This window comes from Mycobacterium sp. 2YAF39, assembly GCF_052114565.1.
In the GTDB taxonomy this organism is placed as follows: domain Bacteria; phylum Actinomycetota; class Actinomycetes; order Mycobacteriales; family Mycobacteriaceae; genus Mycobacterium.
In genome coordinates this window covers 108,088-126,599 of record NZ_JBFREZ010000001.1, presented here as the reverse complement: position 1 = coordinate 126,599, position 18,512 = coordinate 108,088, and the positions used below count along the sequence as shown (strand labels likewise).

Genomic DNA, 18,512 nt, shown 5'->3' with positions numbered 1-18,512 from the left:
GCCCCCGTTCAGCTCCCATGTTTTGAAGGCTGGGATTCGGGCTGCACCCGTCGGCGACGAGCCACCAGGAACACAGTCACCCCAGCCGCGACGGCAGCCACCACCAAGCCGCCAGCGAGCCACCACATCCACGTGCTGTTTGTTCCAGACGTCGACGATGCCGGTAGGGCCGCGACGCCTACGGAGGGATTGGAAACAGTTATGGGTTCGCTGCCCGGGGTCGAGACGACCGCTTGGCCGGCCAACGCGTCCCAACGGTCTGTTTTCGCGGAGAGCCAGCGCAGCAAGTCGTCGAGCTGGTCGGGTGCCTCGTTGGATGTTGCGATCAGAATCGGCCTTTGGCCATCGAATACGGTCTGCAGCGAACCGAAACGCGTTGTCGGATTGAGGGTCAGCGTGGCGGCCTTGTTGTCGGAGCCCACGCCCCAGACGGTCACGTTGTTCTTGTCTGTATCGAAGGGAGCCGTGATCGTCGGTACCGGCCAACTGCCCGCAGAAATGAGAATCGCCGGGTCGTCGCTGTCGATCGCCTGCTTGAGATTGGTCACGGTGGTGTTCAGCGGTACCACGCTCATGTGTTGGAGGCCGCGGATAATCTGGGTCGCGCGCACAGTGTCACCGAACGCGTCGTCCCCGATACCGATTTGGATGTTCGGCATAAGCGCCTGTGGAAGCGCGGTAAATCCGAGCACGCCAGGCGAGTTGGCATCTTTGGACTGAATTTCGGTGTTGTCGTCGATTTTGAGGGCAATCGGAACGAAGTGGCCGCACGATCCGGCATCCCCGGCCACGTTCACTCCTACTGTGAGGCCGGTGACACGTGTAACCAGCTGGTCCGGAATGTCGACCCAGCGGTCAATTGTGCCGTTGTCTTCAGTCGGCCATCGGTCGATCGTCTCTCCACCGACCGTGGCGGTCACTTGACCGCCGAAATTATTGGGAAGAGGCGTGTACGAACCGACGAGGTGCACTCGAATCCCGCTCAGCAGATGACCGAAACGTGTCGCGTCGATGGTGATTGTCGCCTCAGGCAACAGCCCCTCCGCATGCAACCCGGACTGATTCAGCTGTGCGAGCGTGGCGGTATCGCCGAGAAACTCCTGCGGGTCGGGCAACGGCCCTGTGACAACCGTGTCGGAGCTCAGTGCATATTGCAGCAAGCTATCCCCCAGCAACCGCACCTGGTTGGTGAGCTCATCACCAGGCCCGGAGACAAGCAATGCGGGCATAGCCGTACTGCTCGCCTGGAGCGAAAGTCCCTTCGCTGGGCCATCTTTGATGATTATCTGCCGTTCCAGCGGCGTGGACGGCCCGAGCACGGTGGACGTGGCATCAGCGAGCGGAACAACGAACACTTCAGGATTCTGCGAGCCATAGCGCCGCTCGATTGCGGCGGCCAGCTGAATCCCCGCGCCGGACTCCGACTTCGACGGCTTGGGCGGCAGCGCGATGGTGAGCTTACGAAGGACGGGCGGGAGAAACTCGGCGACATTCGTCGGCGCGACTTCCGCTCCGCTGTACGTGACCGAGCCGTTGGCGAGCCGTACCGGAGCCAGGGGATTCCAGCAGTACTCCTCGATCGGTATCACCGTCATCGTCATCGTGACAGTCACCGAATTACCGACCACCTCTGCTCCGGCCAGGGGAATTACCACCGGACGCTGGTCATCCAGCGGCAACCCCAGCCGGCTGATCGTGCGGCCGTTCTGTGTTACTGCCAGGCTGGCATACCGGAGGCTGATCGGAACCTCGATCGTCGCGTTAAGCGCCACAGGAGCCAACCCCTGTGGCACGGGAACCGTCAGTGTGCTGGCGACGTTGTCCCAATTTCCCGAGAACTTGAATGTGATGTCGTTCGACCCCAGATCGGCCAACGACAGTGTCGGAGAATCGACGAGGGCGCCGACATCGCTAACCGGCTGAGCCGCAGCGGATGGCGCCATCCAAAAAAGCATTCCGATGACCGCGACAAGTGCGCCAAAGCGGGGTGCAAACACGTGCGAAACATATCAAACTTCGCCCGTTTTATTAGCGCGGCACCATTAGGAACATCAATCTGGCGATTGGCGGCCAGCGGCAGCAAGACGCCGAAAAGACACCCTAACGTTTTTGTCTCTCATGGAAGGAAACGCACGACGCCCCGTTACGATCGCGCTAAGGCGTCGTGATGGCTGGCAGCCGCAGAGCGCCTCCTGGTGCCCGCATCCATTACGAGGAGCAAAATGTCGTTCGTGTCCACCCTTCCCGAGATGTCAGCGTGAGCAACCCGGAAATCAGCGGCGGCCGCGCCGAGGACCCGGGTGGTCCGCGGTCGTCGATGAACGCACTTGAAAGAGTGTTGTCCATCTCGCCGGCGCTTCGACGCGTCCTGGTTTCGGAGACGGGCCCCGGACGGCTGCTCCGCCGCGCGTGGTACGTGGGCACCCAGCAGTGCAACCTGTGCGGGAGCTGGGTTCGCTTCAGGGAGAGTTGGATCGGCGGCCAGCTCGTCGCGTACGGATTCCCGTATCCCATCAGTGACTTCGAGACCCTGAACCACGACCGGTACCTATGTCCGGTGTGCCGGTCCAACGATCGCGATCGTCTCTACAAGCTCTACATCGACCGCTTCCTGCAACCGAACGGCGTCCGGCGAGTGCTCGAGTTCGCGCCGTCGACGACTCTGTCGGCATACGTGCGCAGCCGAGCCGACCTCCGATACCGCACCGCAGATCTCATGATGGCCGGCGTCGATGACGTCGTCGACATCACCGATATGCCGATGTACGCCGACGGTTCGTTCGACTTTTTCATGTGCTCGCACATCCTCGAACATGTCTCGGACGACGGCCGCGCCCTCAAAGAGCTGTACCGGATCCTGGCACCCGGCGGGAGCGGCATCATCATGACCCCGGTGATGCCTGAGGGCAGGTTCGACGAGGATCCCTCGGTCACCGATGAAGCAGAGCGGTGGCGGCGCTTCGCCCAGGGCGACCATGTGCGGCTCTACGACCGGTCCACGCTTTGCTCACGGATCCAGCAGAGCGGCTTAGAGCTTTCCCTCCTCGACAGGAACACTTTCGGCGACAAGACCTTCGAACGACATGCCATCGCACTCGGTTCGGTGCTGTACGTCGTGCGCAGGCCGGTGAGTGACAAAGTGTGAGGCATCGGCGACATTCGTGCAGTCAAGTTTCCTATTCATTACTTTAATCGCAACGGCTTCAGCGGACATTCCCTCGCGAATGGCATCGCGCAAATAAATACCCCCCACACTCGGGAAATGCCGATCGTGCGCAGCGATGTAAGCCATTTGCCATGTTTCCCCACAACCGTCAATATCCATGGCCCATCGTTGTGCATCGACGACCGATGCGTTGCTCACGCATTTCGCGAATCCAAGGCGGCGGCGGAAGCCTGGACTTTTTGCCTGGTGGAGTGAGCAACCGCGTGTTATTGTCCGGTGGTGGATCTATTGCACAGTGCTCGTATGATGGTGCGCCGCGCGGGCATCGACGTATCGCGCTACCGCCCTGAATTGGACGATAATCGCCGCCTGGTGACTCAACTCGAATCACATAACGTTGACGTCGTCCTTGATGTCGGCGCCAATATGGGACAATACTCCACGCAAATTCGCGGGGCCGGTTTCAAGGGCCGAATCATTTCCTTTGAACCTTTATCTAGCCCATTTTCTGTTTTACGAACTGCCGCACTGGCCGACCCGCTTTGGGATTGCCGACAATGTGCGCTAGGTGATTACGATGGCACAATATCGGTAAATATCGCGGGCAATGAGGGTCAGAGCAGTTCCGTCTTACCGATGCTGGAAAGTCATCGAGGCGCCTTTCCAGAAGCCAATTACGTCGGCACCGAGGAAGTACCGATATACCGCCTTGATTCGATGGCCCCAGAGGTTTTGCGGCCGACCGACGTGGCTTTTCTCAAAATCGACGTGCAGGGTTATGAGAAGCTTGTGCTCGCCGGCGGCAAGTCAACGGTGAGTGATCGTTGCGTCGGCATGCAACTCGAACTGTCCCTGCTCCGCTTGTACGGCGGCGACATGCTGATACGTGAGGCGCTCGATCTCGTCTATTCGATGGGTTTCACGCTGACGGGTTTGGTGCCATGCGTCACGGATAATCGCACGGGCCGACTGCTACAGGCCGACGGCGTGTTCTTCCGTGAGGACGATTGAACAGGAATGCCCGATCGACCGGCCTGCACTTGACCCGTTCTCCCGTGGTGCTGCAATTCTCCTCGATGCCACCGTCTGCGCAGTACGGCGGCGCGGAGCGAGTCGTCGGATCCTTCGCCGACGAGCTTGAGCTGGCTGGTTTCACGGTGCACACCTGCGGATTGAAGCCGCGCGACGCCGACCCAGTCGAGCCCGGTCACCCGATCAACAATATTTACTGGCCGTTCGACGGTGGGCATCGCAGTGCCGCGCAGCGGGTGCTGTGGCATGCGATCGACACTTTTTCGCTCGCAAGCAGACGTGCGGTGGAAAAGATTGTCGACGAACTGCGGCCAGACGTCGTCATCACACACAACCTGCGCGGCTGGGGCTATGCCCCGTGGGTCGTCGCGGGCAAGCGTGGAGTCCCCCTGATTCATGTGGTGCACGACTACGGTTTGATCTGCAATTCTTCGACACTGTGGCACGGCGGGGTGTGCACCGACATATGCACCGCATGCCGACCACGACTCAAGGTGGCGCAGCGTCGCTGGCCCGGCGGACAGTTGGTTGGCGTATCGAGAGCTGTTTTGTCCGAGCACCAGCGGTTTGGACTGCAAGGCGTCGAAGACGCAGTCGTCATATACCCGACCGAGGCTGCAGGGGATCTGCGGCCCACCGCCCAGCCGATCTCGACTGTTGTCCCAAAGGTAGTGGGCTACCTCGGGCGAGTGAGCGAACCCAAAGGAGTCGAAGTCCTCTTGGCCGCGATCGACGGCATTGACAAGACACTGCTCGTGGCCGGAGAAGGTGAACGCGGCTACGTCGAGCGCCTGATGGCCCAGACGGACGACAACGTCCAGTGGCTCGGGTGGTCCGATCCCCAGGTGCTCTATGACGCGATCGACGTCCTTGTCGTTCCCTCGGTATGGCTTGAGCCATTCGGAATCATTGTGGTGGAGGCGGCCCGGGCGGGTGTGCCCGTGCTGATCGCCGAGCGTCCCGGGCTCATCGAAGCCGCCCACGTCGCCGGCGCACGTTATGCCACATTCGAGCCCGACAACGTCGAGGCGCTGCGGCAAGCACTCAACCGTCCGCTCAGCGACTACCGCGTCGAACCGACCACGATCGAGCAGCCCAACATCGTTGAGTTAGTCACGGAGCTGACTTCGAGAGGAAAGGCCGGGTGAAGCGAATCTTCTTGTGGGCGTTGTCGTTTATCGCAGTCCTCGGTCTCGTGATCGCGGTATGCGTTTCGCTCCGGGGTAAGGACGAATCAAGCGAGATCGGCATGATGGTGCGACTTGTCGACGCGGACCCGGCGACCGTTACCCGCGAGTTCGACCTGATGGAGAAGATGAACGTGACCTGGGTGAGGGCGGACTTCTTCTGGCCGCTGATCGAGCCCGAACGAGGAGCGTTCACATGGACTTACTCCGACGCGATCGTCAAGGAGGCATCGGCAAGGCGGATGAACGTTGTCGCCATCCTCAGCCATACCCCCGAGTGGGCACGCGGGGCCGGAACGACAAGCGACTATCCACCGGTTCACACGTCGGACTTCGCTGAGTTCGCCCGAGCCACCGCCGCGCGTTATGCGCCGTTGGGCGTGCACACCTGGGAAGTCTGGAACGAACCGAACAGCGACTTCTTCTGGGCGCCTGCCCCCGACGCGAACCATTACGGGCAGCTCTTCCGGGCGACGGCCGCAGCGGTGCGCGCGGTTGACCCGAACGCCACCCTGATGACCGGCGGCCTCACCCGCGGTACCGACACACCAGATGGCTTACGGATCTCCCAGATGACATTCGTTAAGCAGCTGTACGCCAACGGGACCGCGCAGCTGGCTGATGCGATAGCCGTCCATCCGTATACCTTTCCGGCGCTCCCCTCACAAACCAATGTCGCGGTGATCGGAGGGATCAATGAAGTGCCTGCGCTGCATCAGTTGATGGAACAACATGGGGACGGTGGCAAGAAGGTGTGGATCACCGAGTTCGGTGCGCCCACCGGAACGGCAACCACCGCTGTCTCCGACAAGGACCAGGCCGACACGATCCTGCAGGCTCGCGAGCTGGTCCAGCAATGGCCTTGGGCCGGACCGCTAATCGTCTACGAGCTGCGCGACGGTGGCAGCAATCCCGCTGTCGACGGTGAGAACTTCGGCGTGGTGCGCAGGGATTTCAGCTTGAAGCCGGCAGGTAGGGCTCTCGTCGAACACGAAGATTCGTCATAGGAATCGTTCGATCAAAGATGCGTGTCCTGATCGACAAGCGCAACCCTGCGCCGGCCGGCCCTGCGATCGGACAACACTTGCAGGCCAACCGCACCGAAGGCCCCCACCAGCAACCCGGCCACCGCGCCGACTGCCGCATTCAACATGACGTTCCGATTGGACGGCGCCGACGGTATTGATGCCGGTGTCACTTGGGTGATGACGACGATGCCGTTCTCGATTCGCGTGATGGTCGCTCCGAGCTCCTCCAAAGCGGCGTCCGCGATCTGAGCTGCCTGGGCCGGATCGCTGCACGTCACGGTCATCCGCAGCACCGCCTGATTGGGCACCGGTTCAGAAGCGATCGTTACATTCGATGTGTCGCGCACATCCAGACGCGCGTACACCGGAAGGAGCACCGGAGTGGTGGTGCCGAGCTGGGCGTAGCTTGTCATCCGGTCGGCGATGTATTGCGCACCATTGCCCAATGCCCAGGACGGTCTGCTCTGCGGGCTGCTGACCGAAACCACACCCTCTGCCGAAGCGCTGTACACCTCCGGCTGCAGCATCGTCAGGATTCCAGCGAGCGCCGCTGCAGCCACCGTCGCACCTGCCACGATCAGCCACCTGCCTGCGATCGCTTTCCATACTGCCGCGACATCCATCGCTGCTCCTACCGTCTTCGCGCGCTCGGCGGCATTGCGCTGTCGCAGTTTACCGGTCGGTCTCACTTGCGCCCCAGCATCCCGCGTAGCGAGAGGCCGGCGAGCTGGATCAGCGCGTAGCAGAGCGCGAAAACGTTATCCATCAGCCGCGATCGGGTGACAACAACGCCGCTCTGTCGCCGGATCTGATACTCGTCCCAATGGATCTCCCGCCAAGAACGCGTCGCGCTGATCCCGGTGTAGTCGAAGTTGCACACGAAGTCCGCCATCACCAGCGGAGGCGAGCAGTCACCGGCGCGCACCATGAACAGCAGATCGGCTGCGACGGCCATCTTCTCGTCATAACCGCCAAGGCGCCAGAAGAAGTCTCGCTTGAACGCCGCCGCCTGGTGCGGCAGCGACCGCCCCAGGATCGCGACGTTGAACATGCTGAACGGGACCACCGCGAGCACACTGTGAAGCTCCTTGTTCGCCCCTACCACGCGTGCCAGACCATAGAGCCAGTCGGGATGCCCCGCATTCTCGATCGCGGCGGCGACACGCGTCAGCACGTCGGCGTCGCCGAACAGATCACCGGAGTGCATGAACCAGACGTATTCGCCGCGAGCCATCTGCGCGCCCTTGTTCATGCCGTGATAGCGACCCCGGTCGGGCTCACTCACCCACGTGCCGTCGAAGTTGGCCGCCAACCACTCCGCGGAACCATCGGTGGATGCCGCGTCGATGACGATGTGCTCAAAGTCGCGGAATGTCTGCGATTTCGCGGAGTCGATCGTCGCGCGAAGTCCGTCCGCATTCTGATAAGCAATCGTCACGATGGAAAAAAGCGGTGTGTCCACCCGGTGTCCTCCATGGTTGGGTCAGCCACGTCCGGTGGCGGCGGGTGGGACGTCGGCGCCAAAGACCTGGCCCGTCCCGAAGATCGTATGCGCCGCGCACGCCCAGCTGAAACGTTCGGCATTGGCGCGCGCGTTGGCGCTGAGCTGCTCGCGCAGTGTGGGCTCGGCGATGATGCGTTTGACCAATTCGACGCACCCGCCCATGTCATCGGGATCGAACGACATGCCGCCGTCGCCGGCTGTATCCGTCATAGCGGAACCAGTGGCAAACACTGCGGGGCAGCCCAACTCGCCTGCCTCGATGATCGGGATGCAAAAGCCCTCGTAGCGCGACGGCGCCACGAGCACCGCAGCGCCCGCATAGAGCTGTTCCAACTGCCGATCGTCGACGCGGCCGAGTAGACGGACGTTGTTGCGGCCTTGCAACTGCACGGTCTTGAGCACGTGTTGGGCACTCCCGACCACGGCGACCGGCACTCCTGCGTCACCAAGCGCAGCTATGACCGGAGCGACGTTCTTGTGCGGGGCAAGATTTCCGACAATCAGGGCGTAAGAACCCCTCTCGAACGGCAGCGGCTCGCCCGGTCCGTTAAGTGGCTGCGACTCAATATGATCGGCCCCGCATGGCGCCACGTCAAAGCGCGCCTCTGGTACACCGAGTACTGAGGCCAGCTCAGCGCGGCTGAAAGGCGATACCGTCACCACCCGCTTGGCTGTCCGCGATAGGACGCCGTACATCACGCGATACCAAATGACGAATGCAGGGTGGAAGTTATGAGGAAACCGGAACGGTGTTGCATCGTGCATGACCAGCGTTTGATTTCGTTTCAGCACCGGCGCCGGCCCACACAACGAATAGAGGTGCTTGCCGCGCGTCAGCCAGGGCAGCACAATCTGTTCGAAAAATACGCCTCGGAACCGTGAGCGGACGATCGCGAAGTTCGAAGCCCACGGAGGCGCGATCGCATCCTTGGGTAGGACGAGAGTGATCTGTGCTGCCGCCGGCGTTGAGCTGACACTCCGCATTACCTGCGTGGCGTAGCGCTGCGTCCCAGAAGGCGACTGTGCCAGCCACTTACCGTTGACACAGACGGTCATTGGAGCGCCCGTTCCTCTGTTACAGGGTCCGACCGTGTGCCTGCGGCTTTTCTCCTGCCGTGGATCGCCGGGAAGCACAGAAGAACAGCGGGCACAGCCCAGACCCCCCAGTCGGTGCTGTCGATGAGCCACGGCCGCTCGCTCACCGACAGCACGAACACCGGAACCAGGACACTGCCCACCACCAGGCTGTAAGCACCGCGGGCATTCCATAACAGCAGTGCCAGCGCCGCGAGGAACAACGCGAATCCGATGAGCCCGGTCGAGAACATCACCTGCAGCCATTGGTTGTGTACCGAGTAGGCATTTATCGCGAGCAGTCCTGAGTCTCGCAAGCTCTCCATGGCGTACACACCCGTCCCGTACCAGAGGGTGCCGGGATCCGTCAGCGCTTGTCGCGCCAAAGACCACAGATAGCCGCGGCCGGTGAAGGCGGTCGGGTCCAGCTGTGTGAACGGCACAATCATTCCCACGACGAAGAGCACAGCCAGCCCGAGGTACATCAGCCGCGTGCGAATCGGCGCGGCGGTGGGCCGCCTGATATCCGGACGAAGCGCCATCAGGGCGACGAACGTGATCACAGCCGCGATGGAGCTCGAACGACTGCCGGTCATCAGGATCATCGCGAGCAGGTAGGCGCACAGAGGCAGACCTTCCCACGAACGAAAAGCGATGTATACGAACGGCATTCCAAGCGTGAGGAGCATCGCGAAGGCGTTCTCGTTGCCGTGAATTCCACCGTAGACGAAGCCGAGGATGCCGCACTTATCCGCGCTGCACGGCAGAACCCCGAAGTCGCGGTCGGGTACGAACGGGAGAAAGGTGAATCCGCTGGCGAGCGCGACGAAGACACAGAATGCGCCGATGCCGACATGTATGCCAAGCCCGCGCGGAGCCACTGTGCAGGCAATCATCAGCGCCAAGTACACCAACGACACCGGACGAAATGGGTTCTCGCCGTGTAGAAGCGACGAAAGGAACGATACAAGCACCACGACGGCGAGCAAGGCCGCAGGAACGTCTACCGGCACACCACCGCGTCTGGAACGCATATAGAAGACGGCCGCGGCTATCAAACCTAGGAGCAGGGACAACCCTCGCCAGGCCTGGTGCCACTGCGGTGGCAACACCCAGGGCGCCTCATCGGCGGAGACGCCTTCCGTCTTGATCCACGCGCCGAGATAGGTGACCACGACATCGACGGAGATCTGGGTGCACGCGGCGATCACCGCGGCCAGCGTGGCAGTCCTCGACCACTCGCCGCGCTGCAGCACCTTGCGCATCGCGTTCAAAAACACCAGAAACACGACAACGGTTACCGCAACGATCATGCTGGAAGTCAACGAATTGACCATCGGTCAACTCAACTCCGTCGCTGGTGTTGAGGTGATGCGATTCGCCACTATCAACCCCGGTATCAGCTGGCACACCGCGACCGTCAACGCCGAAGCCAACACTGGGCCTGCCGGTCCCAATATCGGGGCAAGAACCCAGGACAGCGGGAGGTTCGTAACGACGAGTGCAACAACGCAAACGGCCTGAAAACGAAGCCCTTTCGGCGTAATCAGCATTATGCCCTGCGAGACATGCAGTGATTGCACAACGAGGAGGAGGCCGAACGCGGCCAACAACGACGTCGGCGGCGTCGCAGCTCCGGTGCTCATCCATCCAATGACGAAGGGAGACAGCAGGACAAATCCGATTGCGGCGATGACGCCCGCAGCACCGAGGATCGCCAGACTGGTCAGCCAGGTCTTGCGGCGGGTGGCCGTTGTCTGCTTCTCAACGGCGAAGTGAGGCCACAGTGCAAGCGCCGCGACGACGACAACCGACTCCAACGGTAGGTACAGCTGAGCAGCATAGGAGTAGTTCGACAGGCTGGTGAGATCGACGCGGTGAGACAGCACAATACGGTCGGAGTACAGCGCGAGAGGCAGACCCAGCTGCACCACAATCCACGGCGCCGCCGTGGCCCATATCGGCATACCGGGGAACCGGTCACGCCGAAATACCTGCGATAGCAGACCTTTGACGAAGCCGGCATCTGTCCTTCGCACCGCGAGCGCACCGCACATGAGGCTCACCAACCCACCGATCGGGATTGCGAGAGCGTAGGCGAGCGTCGGCGCGTGCAGTAGATAAAGCCCTACGGTCAGAGCAAGCGAAACCGGTGCCGACACCGCAGCCAGCACGGTGGCCTGGTGCATCCGCCCGCTGCCCCGCAGGACGTTCGCGCCCAATGAGAACGGTATCCCTATAGCGAAGGTCACCAGCGTCAGCGCGGCAGCGACGTCGAGACCTCTGCCGAACTGAACCCCGTGAACACCGAGCAAGCTGGGCCACGCATTGAGCAGAGCCAACACGACCGCGGCCAGGCACAGCACAGCCGCCGAAAGCAATGTCGCGCGCATCGCAGTCAACATCGTGCGCCGGAACTGCTCTTCACCTGACTCATCCACCTGAGCGCGCGCCGTGGAAACCGCCGGCCCCGCACCCAGGTCGGCCGCCTGAGCCAACGGCATGCTGAGTGTGGCGACCAACATCACCACGCCGAATTGTTCGATTCCGACCGCCGAGGTGATTATCCGCGCGACCAGCACCTGCGCGAGCGCGGTGACAGGCAGGACGATCAGCCGTGCGCCACCCGATACCAGCAGCAGCCGTCCGATCGACCGCGATCCGCCGGTGGCGCTACTCCGATCTGAATTGATGAACAGCTTCGTGGCCGCGGCGTCCATCGTCACCGCGAGTACGAATCCGTATCTGCGTCGGCGGGAACATTCGATCCCGGCCTCGACGATCCGCGTCGAGATCGAGTCATGTAGTAGATGCACACCGCGGTGCCGACGATCAATCCGGCGATCAATCCGCCCAGGGCCGCGTACCAACGAGGACCAGGCGGACCCACGATTGCAGGCTGAATCAGCACGATCTGCACGGGGGATGCCGGCTGCGGCGGTGCGCCATCCAGCGCGATGAAGCCGGCGCCTCCCCGCTCGACCGAAGTAACGGTCCGCCCGAGGTTGACGAACACAGAACTGGCGATCTGGGCAGCAGCACGGGGGTTGGCATCTTCGGCGGCCACCTGCACGATCACGCTGCCGGGAACGACGGAAGCGCGAACCTGCCCACGTAGCTGTTCAACTGTGCCTTGGTGGGTGTCGGCAACCACTCCCTGCAGGACCTCGGTCGAGGTCGCTAGGGCGGCGTAGGTCGAAATCCGCTGGACGATAAACGAGCCGCTTGCATATGGATTCTCGTTCGCGGGATCGCCGGGATTCTGTGGAGTGAAAGCGACGAACCCAGATGCGGTCGCGGTGTAGGTCGGCGTTGAGGACATGGTCCACAGGATTCCTGCGGCTAGACCAAGCGCCCCACAGATGGGGATGACCAGCCACCACCACCGTCGCGAGCGGTGGTTGCCGACAGTTTCGGGATGCCCCATCACCCCTTACCCTTCGCGTCTTCAGACCCGCGCTGCACGGACGGTTCACTGGAATGCATTGATCACTCCTCAAGGCCGAGCACCTGTGGGGCAAAGGTCTCGAGGACACCACGAGATTACCGCAAATTCACCACCGCTCCGACGAACCGCGCCAATAACGGATTGGCTCGTGCTTTAGGCCGCTCGAATTCTTGCAGAGAGGCAAATAGACGGCGAATTGCACCAAATACCGGAACCGCCGACACATTGACCTTGTCAACGTAGGTTGACCGTCATGAGACGAGCCAAGGCGGCGGTGGCAGTAATCCTGTTCGCTGTTCTCGCCGGGGCCGGTTGCGGTAGTCCCGCGCCGACGACGACAACTTCGACAAAGTCGACAGCCGCCCTCCCGCAGAACTTCGGCGACGTCCTCACGGCGGAGGTCGTGGCCGATATCGATCCGCTGCTCGCTCCGATCGCTTCCGCCCAGCGCTTCGCGTATGTGTCGCGGTCGGGAATCAACGACGGCACCACTCACGTCGGCGGCATGCTGTTTGTTCCGAACGGCCAACTCCCCGACGGCGGCTGGCCGGTGGTGGCGTTCGGCCACACCGTGACCGGGACCCTTCCCGGCTGCGGCCCTTCGCTGGCACCGACCCAGGTGAACTCGGCTGCGACCGTGCAACAGTTGCTGCAGGCCGGTTACGCGGTGGTCATGTCCGACTACCAGGGGCTGGCGAATGTTGACGAGGCCCGCGACGCCAATTTCCCCAGCTACCACCCCTTTCTGGATTCCACGACGGCCGGCTACAACCTGATCGACTCGGTGCGCGCGGCCCGCACCCTCACCAAGGCGTCGGATCATTGGTTCGCATTCGGAATCGGCCAAGGTGGCCAGGCGGCGTGGGCCGCCAACGAACTCGACGAGAATCACGGCCAGGGGCTTACGTTGCTCGGCACGGTCGCAGTCTCCCCTGCCGCCGACATCAACGGTCTCGCTGACGGCGCGGAGACAGGCACCCTGAACCCCGAGCAGCGACTCGATTTGCAGGCGTTCCTCGCTGCGTTGAAGAGCACCTACGGCACCGATTTCAAGCTCGACGACTTCCGTAGCGGAGCGGCTCAGCAGCAATGGGATGCCCTGCTGCAGTGTCAGGGCCAGACACCCGAACAACGCGTCGCGCTGGGTGATCGAATCGGGCCCGACGATCTTCGCCCCCACAATCCCATAGCTGCCGCTGAGCTTCGCGGTTATCTGCAGAAGGCCAGTCTCCCGCAAGGGCCGACCAGTGCCCCGATGCTGGTGATCTATGGCGCCAACGATCCACTCATTCCGCCGGCCTGGACCGAGCAGGCACTGGACCGCGCCTGCAAGATGGGTGACGTCATCCAAATCCGGCGGTTACCCGACGATGCCACCGACCCACTCGACATGACCGAGGCCCTGGACTGGATGAGCCAACGCGCGAATGCCGTGCCCGCTCCAAATGATTGCCCGGGCGGTACGCCGTGAGCCTGACGCACGGCTGGGTGCCGATCACGGTGCAAATTCTCGCCGCCTGCGTGTTACTGGCGGCGATCGGCTGGCGCACTCGGCGGTGGCGTCTCGTATGGGTGCCAGTCGCCGCGGTGATCGGTGCAGCGCTAACAGCGCTGACCTACTGGTACATCCACGACCAGGGGTGGTCGCAGGATCGCGCGCCGGTCATTGTGTGGTTGTGGATTGCTTTGACGGGCGTGGCGGCTGTCGTCGCGATCGTTGGTTGGCGAGACATCGGCTGGTGGCAGCGCGTCGCATCGCTGCTTGCCGTACCGCTATGCCTTCTCTGCGCGGCTCTGGCGGTGAATATCTGGGTGGCCTACGTCCCCACGGTGCAATCGGCATGGGATCGGGTCCGCGGAGTCGAGCCGGAGCGCTGGGTGGATCAATCGACGCTGGCGGATATGCAACGCCGCGGCGAAAGGCCAACGCAAGGGGTCGTCGTGCGGATAACGACTCCCGACACGGCGTCGGGATTTCTGCACCGGCCGGAGTTGGTATATCTGCCGCCAGTTTGGTTCACGACGAATCCACCGCCGAAGCTGCCCGCGGTGATGATGTTCAACGGTGAGTTCGGATATCCCTTCGACTGGCTTTTGTCGGCCAACGCGCTCGACGTACTTGACAAGTTCACCGCGGCACACAACGGCAATGCTCCGGTGATGGTGTTCCCCGACACCGGCGGCAAGTTCAGCAATGACACCGAATGCGTCAATGGCCCCCGCGGTAATGCCGCCGACCACCTCATCAAAGATGTTGTGCCCTTTGTGATTGCGAACTTCGGTGTGAGTTCCGATCCAGCCAACTGGGGTCTCGGCGGCTGGTCTGCCGGTGGTACCTGCGCAGTGATGCTGGGCGTGCTGCACCCCGAGCTGTTCAGCGCGATCCTCGACATCGACGGCCAGCTCGGCCCGAATGCGGGTTCGCGCAAGCAGACCCTGGCCCGGCTGTTCGGAGGCGACGAGGCCGCCTGGGCGGCGTTTGACCCGAAAACCATCATCACGCGGCACGGTCGCTACTCCGGGATGGCCGCGTGGTTGGCCGTTTCGACGGACACGCCAACGGTGTACCGCGACGGCAACGAAACCCTCGATCCAGCAGTGCTGTCCGGTTGGGACGCGAACTCCGAGGACCATGTGGTCATCGCCAACTCGTTGTGCTCTTTGATGGGCAGCCAGGGTATTGAGTGTGCGGTCGTCGGCACCCCCTCATCACACGATTTCGCCGGCGCGGCCAAGATTTTCGCCGCGGCGCTGCCATGGCTGTCCGGATGGCTCGGCACGCCGGGTGTGCCTGCGATTCCGCTGCCGGGTTCGCCTAACAGCTAGGCATGCCTCCCATCTGGTGAAATGTCGCCCCGATCCGCGAATGCCAGCATGGAGCGCGGCGCGCCTGCGACGATTACCTGGTGACGGTGAAACTTCGCGTCGTGACAGCGAGACCCCACCATGGGCACTGAATCCCTCGTACAGCCCGCTGCCTTTGACCCCTCCAAGCGTGCGTTGCTTTCGGTAGCCGTCATGGCGGCGTTGATCGTCCGTGTCGCCGCTGTGCTCCTCAAGGGTGACGTCTCGATGGGGGCAAATCTTTGGGAATACGGCCAACAGGCCGCTTGCGCTCTACAACACGGCGGCGATCTTTGCCTGTTTTACCCAGGGTCTTCTCAATCGCAAAGTGGCGCTAGTTATCCGTCGGCTTATATGCCGCCTGTGCTGAGTTATCTCTGGCTCGGCTTATTCGAACTCTTCGGAAATGGAACAGTCGCTCGCGCAAGTTGGCTGGTCATCAACATTGCTGCCGCGCTTGGTTGTGTCGCATTGGTATTCCACCTCAGCCTCAAGCTGTGGCCTTCGAAATGGGCGGCATTCGCGGCGGCGATGATCCTTGCGGTTTACCCGACGTTTGTGATGGTGACAGCCACCTATCACCAGACGAACTGGGCGGTGCTGCTCCTTCTGGTCGTGACAGCGGTCGCTGTCAAGCTGACGACGACGCCGCGCCTGTGGTTCTACGGAGCAATTGGCGGATTGGCGTGCGGTCTGGCCGCTCTCAACCGTTCGGAGATGCTTGCAATCGGGCCTCTGCTGCTCGCATTGGGGGCGGCGTGGCGACGAAAGCCGACAATCGTTCTGAAGGTCGGCGTGGCCGGCGCCTTGGCGATGATCTTGTTAGTCATGCCATGGACGGTGCGCAATTATCAGCAGTTCGGGCAGTTCATTCCGACTGCGCAGAGTTCTGGCTACAACCTCTGGAAGGGATACAACACCTACACCAATGGCTCCGGGAACCTGTCGGAAGACATGGACAACCCCGAAGGTCAGCGCCTGAGCGCCAGCCAAGGGTCGGTCCGCCACGATGACCGATACGAGACGCACGTTCAGGACACCTATGCGAAAGCATTCGAGAGCGATCTCAAGAACGCATCGATAGGACGCCTTGCAACGCTGACCGCCAACAAGGTGCTCTTGCTTTGGGCTTTCGACTGGACAGACCGGGAGATCACTCTCCGACCCGCATACCTTCTGCCGTGGCTCGTTGTGAATATTCTCGCTGGTATCGGGTTCGTCATCGCCTTTCGACGACGCCGCTCGATTTGCACGGCAGCAGCCTGCATCTACGCGGCAGCGCTCGGATTGTTAACCATCGCGTACGCCGTCACCGCCGTGCATGCGCGATATCGAATGCACATCGAACCGTTTGTCTTCATTCTGGCCGGCATCGGAGCCGAGGGCCTCTGGATCTGGCTCATGGCAAAGAACCAGGGTCGTCTTCTCGCTAAAACGCCGCCGAACGGACGGGCTCCAGACGATACGCTCGTGTGACTATGACTGCTTATTCGGATCGCGACGACGACAAGCTTTCAGTGGGTGCGGCCCAGATATCGCAGATGGCGCAGGATCTGCAAGATCGAGGCGTTACGACGCTCCGCGGAGCAATCTCACCCGGTTGGATCGCCACCGCCCGCGAAGAGATCGAGGCATACATCGAACGTCACGGGCCCGGGGATCACGATCTGTTTGATCTCGACGCCTGGGAATGCCCGACGGCCCGCAGCCTTGCCGAGAACCCCGACATGGAATCACTGCTCGCAACGCTGGCGAATACGTCCTCATCCGGGCCTGCGGGGCAAGGAACCTATGATCGTCGCGTACTCCGGATACACGATGGTTCCACCGGGGTCATCCCCTACCTTTGGCACTTCGATGCCAACACGATCACGGCATTGATCCCGATAATCGTGCCGGGTGACGACAGCGGGCACTTCGCGGCCCTTCCGCCGATGCGTCCCAATCGCCGCTCCGTGCTTTCGACTGTTCAGGAAAGAATTCAATTCGGTAAGGATCCGTATCCCGCGGCTACCAAACATTTCGAGAAGGCTCGCGATAAATACACATATCCGTTGGTCCCCGGCGAGGCGCTCATCATGTGGGGGCATCGAACGATGCACTGCGCGCTCCCCTGGCCCGTCGGTGTGTGGCGGGCGAACATCGTCCTCCACTACGGACTTCCACCACGCTCAGAAAGCAAGCCGCTTCGTGCTGCGTTCGCGTTGCGAGACGCGTTGAAAGGGCGGGCGTAATCACCTCGCGCCTAGGTCAGCCGGCCCTCCAGGTCCGGCAGGGAATCGCGCGCCTCCCATGTCCGCTGCAGCGTGGAGTCGAGCTCGTTCTGCGGATTCCAACCGAAAGCGTCTCTGATACGGGAGATGTCGGCGCCGAGGAAGGGCCGATCCACTGCCCTCATCCGCTTCGGATCTTGCCGGACTTCGAACTCCAACCCCAGCACGGACCGCATGCGCCCCAGGATGTCGTCTACCGAATACTGTTGTCCGCTAGCGAGATTCACCGTCTCGCAGTCGGCATCCGCGGGGTTCTTGTTCAGCGCGGCGACAGCGAATCCTCTGGCCGCGTCCAGCACATCGATGTAATCTCGCTTCGGCCAGATGTTACCGAGGTCGATCGACGTGGCGCCGCCGCGCAGTTGGGCGACGATTGCGGGTAGCAGGTGAGGGTTGGTCTCACCGGGGCCAATCACGTTGAAGAGCCGAATGATAGCGGCCGATACTCCACGGTCAGCAGCGAAGGCGCGGACGTAGGTTTCACCCTGCAGTTTGGTGATGCCGTAGATATCGGCGGGTTCGAGCGCCGACTCGAGCTCGCGGTGCGGCGCCTCGTCCGGCCTGTATACCGCACCGCTGCTGGCGAAAACAAAACGTGTACCGGGCGCCAGTGCCGCCAGCAGATTCACCGTACCAGTGACGTTCGTGGCAACCGCATTTGCCGGATCGGCGTCGCATTCCGGGATGTAATGGATGGCCGCCAAGTGCACGACGGTGTCGGGCCGGAAATCTTCCATGACCGCACGGACGGCGGCGGCGTCACGGATGTCGACACGACAGAAGCCGGAGCCGTCGGCCTCGCTCAAATCCTCGAGCCAGCTTGGCATGCCGTAGCGCAACATGTCGGCCACCAGGACTTCGTGATTCTCACGGAGTAGCAGCACCAATTCCTTGCCGACAAAACCCGCACCACCGGTTACCACGATGCGCATGTGTATACCTACCTCGATGGCTGG

16 protein-coding genes are annotated in these 18,512 nt (G+C 62.1%); 8 read left to right on the top strand and 8 right to left on the bottom strand.

The window, feature by feature from the left end; translation table 11 throughout:
- Nucleotides 1–8 precede the first annotated feature (8 nt).
- On the bottom strand, nucleotides 9–1,997 hold the full coding sequence (locus AB4Z42_RS00595; RefSeq protein ID WP_442007189.1) for a hypothetical protein: 1,989 nt from the start codon (nucleotides 1,995–1,997) through the stop codon (nucleotides 9–11).
- Between the two features lie 260 nt (nucleotides 1,998–2,257).
- Here AB4Z42_RS00595 and AB4Z42_RS00590 point away from each other — a divergent pair, with 260 nt between their 5' ends.
- The 4 genes from AB4Z42_RS00590 (at nucleotide 2,258) to AB4Z42_RS00575 (ending at nucleotide 6,392) form a co-directional block, all read left to right on the top strand.
- Nucleotides 2,258–3,145, top strand: a complete 888-nt coding sequence (locus AB4Z42_RS00590; protein WP_442007188.1) for a methyltransferase domain-containing protein — start codon at nucleotides 2,258–2,260, stop codon at nucleotides 3,143–3,145.
- Nucleotides 3,146–3,445: 300 nt separating this feature from the next.
- A complete protein-coding gene (locus AB4Z42_RS00585) occupies nucleotides 3,446–4,177 on the top strand; it encodes an FkbM family methyltransferase (RefSeq protein WP_442007187.1) in 732 nt (243 codons plus the stop codon).
- Between the two features lie 65 nt (nucleotides 4,178–4,242).
- Nucleotides 4,243–5,346 carry a glycosyltransferase gene (locus tag AB4Z42_RS00580; RefSeq protein WP_442007186.1) on the top strand — a complete coding sequence of 368 codons (1,104 nt, stop codon included), beginning with the start codon at nucleotides 4,243–4,245 and terminating at the stop codon, nucleotides 5,344–5,346.
- Nucleotides 5,343–6,392, top strand: a complete 1,050-nt coding sequence (locus AB4Z42_RS00575) for a cellulase family glycosylhydrolase (protein WP_442007185.1) — start codon at nucleotides 5,343–5,345, stop codon at nucleotides 6,390–6,392. Before AB4Z42_RS00580 ends, AB4Z42_RS00575 begins: the two co-directional genes overlap by 4 nt.
- An 11-nt stretch (nucleotides 6,393–6,403) precedes the next feature.
- Here AB4Z42_RS00575 and AB4Z42_RS00570 read toward each other — a convergent pair whose 3' ends face one another.
- From AB4Z42_RS00570 to AB4Z42_RS00545, 6 genes are all read right to left on the bottom strand, one after another.
- The gene (locus AB4Z42_RS00570; RefSeq protein WP_442007184.1) at nucleotides 6,404–7,036 is read right to left on the bottom strand and encodes a hypothetical protein; all 633 of its coding nucleotides are present in this window, start codon (nucleotides 7,034–7,036) and stop codon (nucleotides 6,404–6,406) included.
- A 62-nt stretch (nucleotides 7,037–7,098) separates the two neighbouring features.
- Nucleotides 7,099–7,875 (bottom strand): glycosyltransferase family 2 protein, encoded by a 777-nt coding sequence (locus AB4Z42_RS00565; RefSeq protein WP_442007183.1) that lies wholly within the window; start codon nucleotides 7,873–7,875, stop codon nucleotides 7,099–7,101.
- A 21-nt stretch (nucleotides 7,876–7,896) separates the two neighbouring features.
- The gene (locus AB4Z42_RS00560; protein WP_442007182.1) at nucleotides 7,897–8,973 is read right to left on the bottom strand and encodes a glycosyltransferase family 4 protein; all 1,077 of its coding nucleotides are present in this window, start codon (nucleotides 8,971–8,973) and stop codon (nucleotides 7,897–7,899) included.
- Nucleotides 8,970–10,304, bottom strand: coding sequence for an O-antigen ligase family protein (locus AB4Z42_RS00555; protein ID WP_442007181.1), 1,335 nt, complete (start codon nucleotides 10,302–10,304; stop codon nucleotides 8,970–8,972). Before AB4Z42_RS00555 ends, AB4Z42_RS00560 begins: the two co-directional genes overlap by 4 nt.
- Before the next feature lie 27 nt (nucleotides 10,305–10,331).
- Nucleotides 10,332–11,711: a lipopolysaccharide biosynthesis protein gene (locus tag AB4Z42_RS00550; protein ID WP_442008062.1), complete on the bottom strand. Its 1,380-nt coding sequence runs from the start codon at nucleotides 11,709–11,711 to the stop codon at nucleotides 10,332–10,334.
- 2 nt (nucleotides 11,712–11,713) lie between these two features.
- Nucleotides 11,714–12,313, bottom strand: a complete 600-nt coding sequence (locus AB4Z42_RS00545; protein WP_442007180.1) for a hypothetical protein — start codon at nucleotides 12,311–12,313, stop codon at nucleotides 11,714–11,716.
- 379 nt (nucleotides 12,314–12,692) lie between these two features.
- Between AB4Z42_RS00545 and AB4Z42_RS00540 the strand changes: the two genes are divergently transcribed.
- The 4 genes from AB4Z42_RS00540 to AB4Z42_RS00525 all read left to right on the top strand — a co-directional run bounded on the left by AB4Z42_RS00540 (nucleotide 12,693) and on the right by AB4Z42_RS00525 (nucleotide 17,517).
- Nucleotides 12,693–13,910, top strand: coding sequence for a lipase family protein (locus AB4Z42_RS00540; protein WP_442007179.1), 1,218 nt, complete (start codon nucleotides 12,693–12,695; stop codon nucleotides 13,908–13,910).
- The gene (locus tag AB4Z42_RS00535; RefSeq protein WP_442007178.1) at nucleotides 13,907–15,265 is read left to right on the top strand and encodes an alpha/beta hydrolase; all 1,359 of its coding nucleotides are present in this window, start codon (nucleotides 13,907–13,909) and stop codon (nucleotides 15,263–15,265) included. The genes AB4Z42_RS00540 and AB4Z42_RS00535 overlap by 4 nt, the downstream gene beginning before the upstream one ends.
- Before the next feature lie 120 nt (nucleotides 15,266–15,385).
- Nucleotides 15,386–16,759 carry a glycosyltransferase family 39 protein gene (locus tag AB4Z42_RS00530; RefSeq protein WP_442007177.1) on the top strand — a complete coding sequence of 458 codons (1,374 nt, stop codon included), beginning with the start codon at nucleotides 15,386–15,388 and terminating at the stop codon, nucleotides 16,757–16,759.
- Between the two features lie 2 nt (nucleotides 16,760–16,761).
- Complete coding sequence (locus AB4Z42_RS00525; RefSeq protein WP_442007176.1) at nucleotides 16,762–17,517, top strand: hypothetical protein; 756 nt, start codon at nucleotides 16,762–16,764, stop codon at nucleotides 17,515–17,517.
- Between the two features lie 11 nt (nucleotides 17,518–17,528).
- Here AB4Z42_RS00525 and AB4Z42_RS00520 read toward each other — a convergent pair whose 3' ends face one another.
- Nucleotides 17,529–18,488, bottom strand: a complete 960-nt coding sequence (locus AB4Z42_RS00520; RefSeq protein ID WP_442007175.1) for an NAD-dependent epimerase/dehydratase family protein — start codon at nucleotides 18,486–18,488, stop codon at nucleotides 17,529–17,531.
- Nucleotides 18,489–18,512: the final 24 nt, after the last annotated feature.